The organism is Roseburia sp. OM03-7AC, from assembly GCF_003462625.1.
In the GTDB taxonomy this organism is placed as follows: Bacteria; Bacillota; Clostridia; order Lachnospirales; family Lachnospiraceae; genus Roseburia_C; species Roseburia_C amylophila.
On sequence record NZ_QTZJ01000003.1, the window covers coordinates 317,590 to 323,997 of the forward strand.

Sequence of the window (6,408 nt, forward strand, 5' to 3'; positions counted from 1 at the left end):
TGCTATCACTCTTCCACTCTGCCTTTTATTATTACATAACCGTAGCCGTCTAATTTACTTCCCAGCAGTCCATGCACCAACAGAATCTCACTCTGTCCACTGCCCGGCTCTGCCAGAAATGCCGCAACGTCCATCGGTTCTTCATTCCTGTTTATCATAACACGAATCCGCTCTGTAGCACTATATCTTTCATAAATGTAGAGTCCACCTTTTTCCTGGGTGTAAACCGTACGGAAATCACCTCTTCGCAGCAGTTCTTCTTTCCTGCGTAACTGAATCAGACTCCGCATAAAAGCAAAAAGAGAATCGGGCGAATTCTGTTCAAAGGATTTCTCCCGGAGTTCTTTTTCTTCCGTGGCTTTTGCTTTGCATGCCTGTTTCCATGGCATTGCCTGCCGGTAGTCCGCCTCTTCAATTCCGGTTATGCCAAGCTCATCACCATAGAAAACGGACGGCATGCCCGGAAATGTCATCTGGAAAATCAGTGCCAGCCGGTACTGCCATTCATTTTCATTGCAAAGGGAATAGAACCTGCTCACATCATGGCTGTCTAAGAGATTTAACTGTGCAAACACGGTCTGTTCCCGGTAACGCATCCGCATATTTGTAACCCGGCTGTCAAATGCTGCGCTGCTGATGCTCTCTTCTCCAAAGAAGCGTTTACAGTGTTTCCGGAAATCATAATTCATCGTTGAATCAAATATGGTTCCATCCAGCCAGTGATTGGCAGTCTCCCAGACTTCACCGATTAAGATTGCCTCCGGGTTGACTTCTTTTACTTCCCGGTAGAATCTGCGCCACAGGGCATCATTAATCTCACTTGCCACATCTAACCGCCAGCCATCTGTGTGAAATTCTTCCACCCAGTATCGCCCTACTTTGCAGATAAAATCTGCCACTTCCGGGTTTGCCGTATCAAGCTTTGGCATCATCCGCTCGTAACCGAAGCATTCGTAATTCGGATACTCCTCCGGGTCTTTGGGGCGGATAACCGGGAATTGCAATCCATAGAACCAGCCCTTTTTATCGGATGCTTCGCCTTTCTGCACCACATCCTCAAAAGCCGGAAAATGCCAGCCGCAATGGTTAAATACGCCATCAATAATCACCCGGATTCCGTTGGCATGGAAGGTGTCCACCAGCTCTTTAAAATCATCATTTGTTCCAAAGCATGGGTCAATGTGAAAATAATCCAGCAAATCATATTTATGATATTCGCCTGCTGCAAATATCGGATTAATGTAGATGGCATTGACGCCAAGGTTTTTCAGGTAATCCACATTTTCGGTAATGCCCTTAAGACAGCCTCCCAGCTTTCCCCTTACCACATTTCCTTCAAAGGTGGCTTCTGTTGGCCTGCCGCTGATATACGTTTTTCCTGTAGCAAAGCTGTCCGGAAAAATGTTGTAAATAACGGCATCCTTCGCCCACTCCGGTGGTCTTACGATGTCTGCTCTGTGATTAAAGGGAAGCTGGTAATATTCGGAGCGGTCATCCACCAGTTTTGCACTGAAGCAGTCTCCGTAATAATAAATTTCTTCCGTCCCACTTTCCAGCCTGAAATAATAGCACAGCCGCTTATAGGGGCGCACCAGCTTCACCTCATAATAGTCAAATAATTCACTGCCTGCCACCACATGCATTTCTGCTTCCGTGAAAATTACCGGTGTCAGGCGGCATGCCCGGTCTCCGAAATACAACCTGCAGCGTTTGATATCATCTTTGGCTGTACGGAGCCGGATTGTCACATGCTCTTCGTCTGTTCCATATGCATACTGTGACATGGGTATATGTAAAATTGCACTTTTGTTCATTCTCTGTCCAGCCTTTCTTAACCTTTTACACCTCCGGAGGTCAGTCCGGTTGTCATATTTTTCTGAAGTGCAAAGAACACAATCAGAATTGGTATCGATACCACAATGGACGCTGCCGCAAATATCGGCCAGCTTCCACTCATTTCCGTTGCCTGCAGGGAATATAAGCCTGCTGCTAACGTATAGGTATCGGAACCTGTCATAAAATTAATTGCAAAAATGTATTCATTCCATACATAGATAAGCACCATCATGGCTGTTACTGCGATGGTCGGCTTTGCAAGCGGCAGTACGATTCTCGTCACAAGCTGCACCGGTGTTGTACCGTCAATCATTGCCGCCTCTTCAATTTCTACCGGAATCGTGTCAAAATATCCTTTCATATTCCACAGGGCAAATACTGCCATGGTTCCCGTGTATACAATAATCAGACCTGTTCTGGTATTAATCAGTCCCATGGGTGACAGCAGCTTATACAGCGCTGTCATGGAAAGCAGGGATGGAAATGCATAGAGCAGTATCAGTGTCCGAAGGATTGCTTTTCTGCCCGGAAATTCCTTTCTGGAGAAAACATATGCCGCCGGAATTCCTGTTCCAAGGGAAATGCCAAGGGTTACTACTGCTAATATCAGACTGTTTTTCAGCCACAGCATAATCGGTTTTTCCGTAAATACTGCTTTATAATTTGCCAGGGTGAAATGCTTCGGAAGGAAAGAAAAATTTGTACTCAATAAGCTGTTATCCGCATTTAGGGACACGGAAAATGCATACAATACCGGCACCAATACCACAAAGCAAAGCAGGATAAGAAAGATATTTGCAAAGACGAGTCCAATATTTTCTCTGGTTCGTTTCTTCATGTTAGTCCATCTCCTCCTTTGGCTTCATATTGGTCAGCACAGAAAATACAATCAGAATGACAAATATTATCATGGAAATTGCAGAACTGTAGCCGTAATTGTTCGTTATAAATGCCTTTTCATAGGCATAGGTCAGGATTGTCTGCAGATTCGACCCGGTCTTGGCACCCACCTGCTGCGTCAGCAGGAACAGGATATCAAACTGCTTAAAGGTGGTAAATGTTGTAATTACGACCGATGGTGCAATGATTGGCTTGATCATGGGAATCGTAATATACCACATTTTCTGTAACCAGGTTGCTCCGTCCAAAACAGCACTTTCGTAAAAGCTCTTTTCAATACTCTGCAATGCACCGTCCATAATCGTTATCATAAATGGAAGTGCCAGCCAGAGGTTTACGGTGGTACAGCATAAAAATGCCATACCATCGCTGCCCAGCCATTTTACCGGCCCGATGTTGTACTTTGCCAGCCACTGATTGAGCAAACCGAACTGGGAGTTAAACATTCCTGTTTTCCACAGAAGAATGGATACATAGCCCGGCATTGCCCAGGGGAAAATCAGCAGTGTCTTATATAGATTTCTCAGGCGGAGCCGCTTTAGGTTCAGCAGATTTGCCAGTAAGAATGCTATGATAAGCTGCAACACCATGTTTACAATTGTCCATAAAATCGTTACCAGAAATGCCTGTATAAAGCCATTATCCAGCACCAGCAGGGCATCCTTATAATTTTTCATTCCAATCAGTTCATAATTATTCCAGTGATACACATTCATATTGGTCAGTGAAATGTACCCGGTATACAGGATTGGAAAGATTACGATGAGCAAAATCAGTATCAGGGATGGTGCTGACCAGGAATAGGCAAACAGGATTTCTTTTTTCTTATTTTTCTTCAATTTGTTACCTCATACTTTCAATCAACTGCAACGCCTCCTGCTGCGCCGCCTCTGCACTTTCTGTCACATCTTTTCCACTCATGTTGACATCGGTTAAAAGATTACCAACCACCGTCCACATTACATCCATTTCCGGAATATTCGGCATCGGTACTGCATGTTCTGCGGTATCGTGCATTGCCATAACCACTTCATCTGATGTGATTTCATCCATTTCATAGCAGCTTTCCATCGCCGGTGCACAGCCGCTTGCTTTTGCAAGATCCACCTCTACTTCCGGATCCATCAGGGCACGAAGTACTTTTTCTACCGCATCCTTCTTATTTTCTGCAGCATTTTTCAGCACATGAATTCCCTGCACTCCCATATATGGAGAAATCGGATTTCCGGTCTCGTCAATTACCGGCATTGCTGCCACACCAACGTCCATTCCGCTTTCTCTTACGGTTGGCACCAGCCAAGGCCCTGCAATGGTAGAATGTGCCATACCTTCTTTAAACAGGGTATTTACCGTTGCATACTCCGTCTCGCCCGGCATCAAATCCACAAATTTCTTGTGATATTCCAGGGCTGCAATGGTTTCTTTGGAATCCAGCCCCGGTGTGCCATCAGCTGAGAGAATCGTACCGTTAAAGCCATTGATCCAGCCTGCTGCATAGTATGGCGTACTGTGCTGTTCCACAAAGCCATAATGTCCGCCGGCAGTGTTATTCTGCATATACTGATACAGTTCTTCCGTAGTCTGCGGCACTTCATCATCCTTCATATAAAGCCGGTTATACATGAATAACAAAGTCTCGTAATAGACAGGAAGCTGATAGATTTCTCCCTTGTAGGTTGCTGCCTCTAAGGTATTATCCATATATACATCCAGCTCCTCTTCCGGGATAATGTCTGTAATCGGTGCAAGAATGTCCATCTCTGCATATACTCCAATTTTATCATGGGCAAAGAAATACATATCCGGTGCTGCTTTCGGGTCACTTCCCACCATCTTAAGGCTTTCTGTCAAATCACTTTTCTTCTCCAGCACAACATGTACATCCGGTTCCAGTTCCTCCAGTTTCTTCTGAAGGACTTCCGCCACTGCATCTTCTTTATCATGCCAGATTGTTATGGTAGTCTTATCCGTCTCTGACACGCTGTTTCCACCACAGCCGCTTAACAATCCTGCTGCCATGGTAAGTGTAAGTGCCATTGACATCAATTTACTTCTAACTCTTCTTCTCACTTCTGTCCTCCTGTCTTTTACTTGTGACTTTTTCTTGTTTCTTATTTATTTAATCTTTATTTATTTTTTGCATTTTTCTTTGCTACAACCACTATAATTACAACTGCTGCAGCAATAACCACAATGCCGATTACAATCGGAGCAGTATTGTTGCTTCCTGCTTCTGCTGTCTCTGCAGGAGCTTCGGTTGTCGGTTCTGCTGCCACATCTACCTGTGGCTCTTCATAGCTTACTTCAAAGTTATCGGCATCTTTTACCACAAGCCAGATATCCTTTCCTGTATCCACAGAAATATCACTGGTCTGAACACTTCCTTCATTTCCATTGACAATAATGGAATTTACCCAGCCCGGTACTTCTTTTATGAGCCATCCATTTTCGCCTTCTTCTAAGGCTTCGCCCGGCCAGGATGCAAATGCATTGGTTCCGTCCGGTGCCGACCATGCCCAAAGGCAAGGTGCATCCCAGTCAGACGGTGTGATTACATGTACGGTTATATTTGCTACCTCTGCTTTATCCGGGTCTGTATAACTAAAATCTGCTTTTCCGTCTGCATCTACTGTTACCCAGACTTCTGCGGCATCAATAGAAATGTCATCGGTCTGAACGCTTCCTTCGTTGGCATTGACAATGATAGAATTTACCCAGATTGGAGCTTTGGCGGTATACCAGCCGTTGTCATCCTGCTTCATTTCCATGCCCGGCCATGCTTCAAATGCGTTAGTTCCATCCGGTGCTGACCATGCCCAGAGGCAAGGATTTTCCCAGCCTGCATCTACTTTTGCATGGATTGCAAATTTCTCCACATATTCCGGTGTCTCACCGGTGGTCTGCTTGTCATAGGTTACTTCTGCATTATCTGCATCTGTTACGGTAATCCAGCAGTCTTTTTCTCCATCCAGTACCTGCTCTGCAGTCTGGACATTTCCATCATTGGCATTTACAATCACATGATTTACCCAGGTTGGAACCCAGATGTAATACCAGCCTTCATTTGCGCTGTCTGCTTCCATCTCTTCGCCCGGCCACGCCTCAAATGCATTATTTCCATCATCATCCCATGCCCAGACACATGGATTTTCCCAGTCCTGCGGCACCTGTACATATACTGCTTTCTTTGCATCCGTTGCTTCGTCTGCTTTTATTGTCTGCGGTATCATGGCTATCGTCAATACTGCCATAAAGCAAAATGCAATTATTTTTTTCATCACTTTACTCATAAACATTCCTCCTATACATCCTTCATCAGTATCTTCCAAAACAATCTGCGCGCTTTTTGTTTGATAAGCTGATTATATTTCACCCGAAATTGTCGGTCAATTCTTATTTAGGTAATCGTTTTCCCTTATTTTATGGTGGTTTTTACTAATTTGTTTTGGTTTTTTTGTAGATGTTTCACAGTGATTTCTTATCAATGTGCACAAAGAGGAAATTTTTGTGAATTATTAACGAAACAGTTTCCCTGTTGTTTCCTTAGCAGATACCGGAAAATGTAAGAAATACGCTTTGCGAATTTCTCGCAAAAAAGGTATACCGGCAGCAGTGATGTGACCCCAAAAAGTTAGACTTTTAAGCGTAGCAGTTTTATTGGCTGCTACGCTG

5 protein-coding genes are annotated in these 6,408 nt (G+C 44.4%); all 5 read right to left on the bottom strand.

What is annotated here, in order from left to right:
- Positions 1-5: 5 nt before the first annotated feature.
- The 5 genes from DXB39_RS09565 to DXB39_RS09585 are packed head-to-tail and all read right to left on the bottom strand — an operon-like array spanning position 6 to position 6,026.
- Positions 6-1,814, bottom strand: coding sequence for a glycoside hydrolase family 13 protein (locus DXB39_RS09565; RefSeq protein ID WP_117841516.1), 1,809 nt, complete (start codon positions 1,812-1,814; stop codon positions 6-8).
- A 17-nt stretch (positions 1,815-1,831) separates the two neighbouring features.
- Positions 1,832-2,674 (bottom strand): sugar ABC transporter permease, encoded by an 843-nt coding sequence (locus DXB39_RS09570; protein ID WP_117698341.1) that lies wholly within the window; start codon positions 2,672-2,674, stop codon positions 1,832-1,834.
- A gap of 1 nt (position 2,675) precedes the next feature.
- A complete protein-coding gene (locus DXB39_RS09575) occupies positions 2,676-3,575 on the bottom strand; it encodes a carbohydrate ABC transporter permease (protein WP_117841515.1) in 900 nt (299 codons plus the stop codon).
- A 4-nt stretch (positions 3,576-3,579) separates the two neighbouring features.
- The gene (locus tag DXB39_RS09580) at positions 3,580-4,806 is read right to left on the bottom strand and encodes an extracellular solute-binding protein (RefSeq protein WP_147337967.1); all 1,227 of its coding nucleotides are present in this window, start codon (positions 4,804-4,806) and stop codon (positions 3,580-3,582) included.
- Positions 4,807-4,862: 56 nt separating this feature from the next.
- Positions 4,863-6,026, bottom strand: a complete 1,164-nt coding sequence (locus DXB39_RS09585; protein ID WP_158565985.1) for a starch-binding protein — start codon at positions 6,024-6,026, stop codon at positions 4,863-4,865.
- Positions 6,027-6,408: the final 382 nt, after the last annotated feature.

Bases quoted from the DNA above. Each gene is read 5' to 3' on its own strand.
- DXB39_RS09565 (WP_117841516.1), bottom strand. From the start codon at position 1,814: ATGAACAAAAGTGCAATTTTACATATACCCATGTCACAGTATGCATAT.
- DXB39_RS09570 (WP_117698341.1), bottom strand. From the start codon at position 2,674: ATGAAGAAACGAACCAGAGAAAATATTGGACTCGTCTTTGCAAATATC.
- DXB39_RS09585 (WP_158565985.1), bottom strand. From the start codon at position 6,026: ATGAGTAAAGTGATGAAAAAAATAATTGCATTTTGCTTTATGGCAGTA.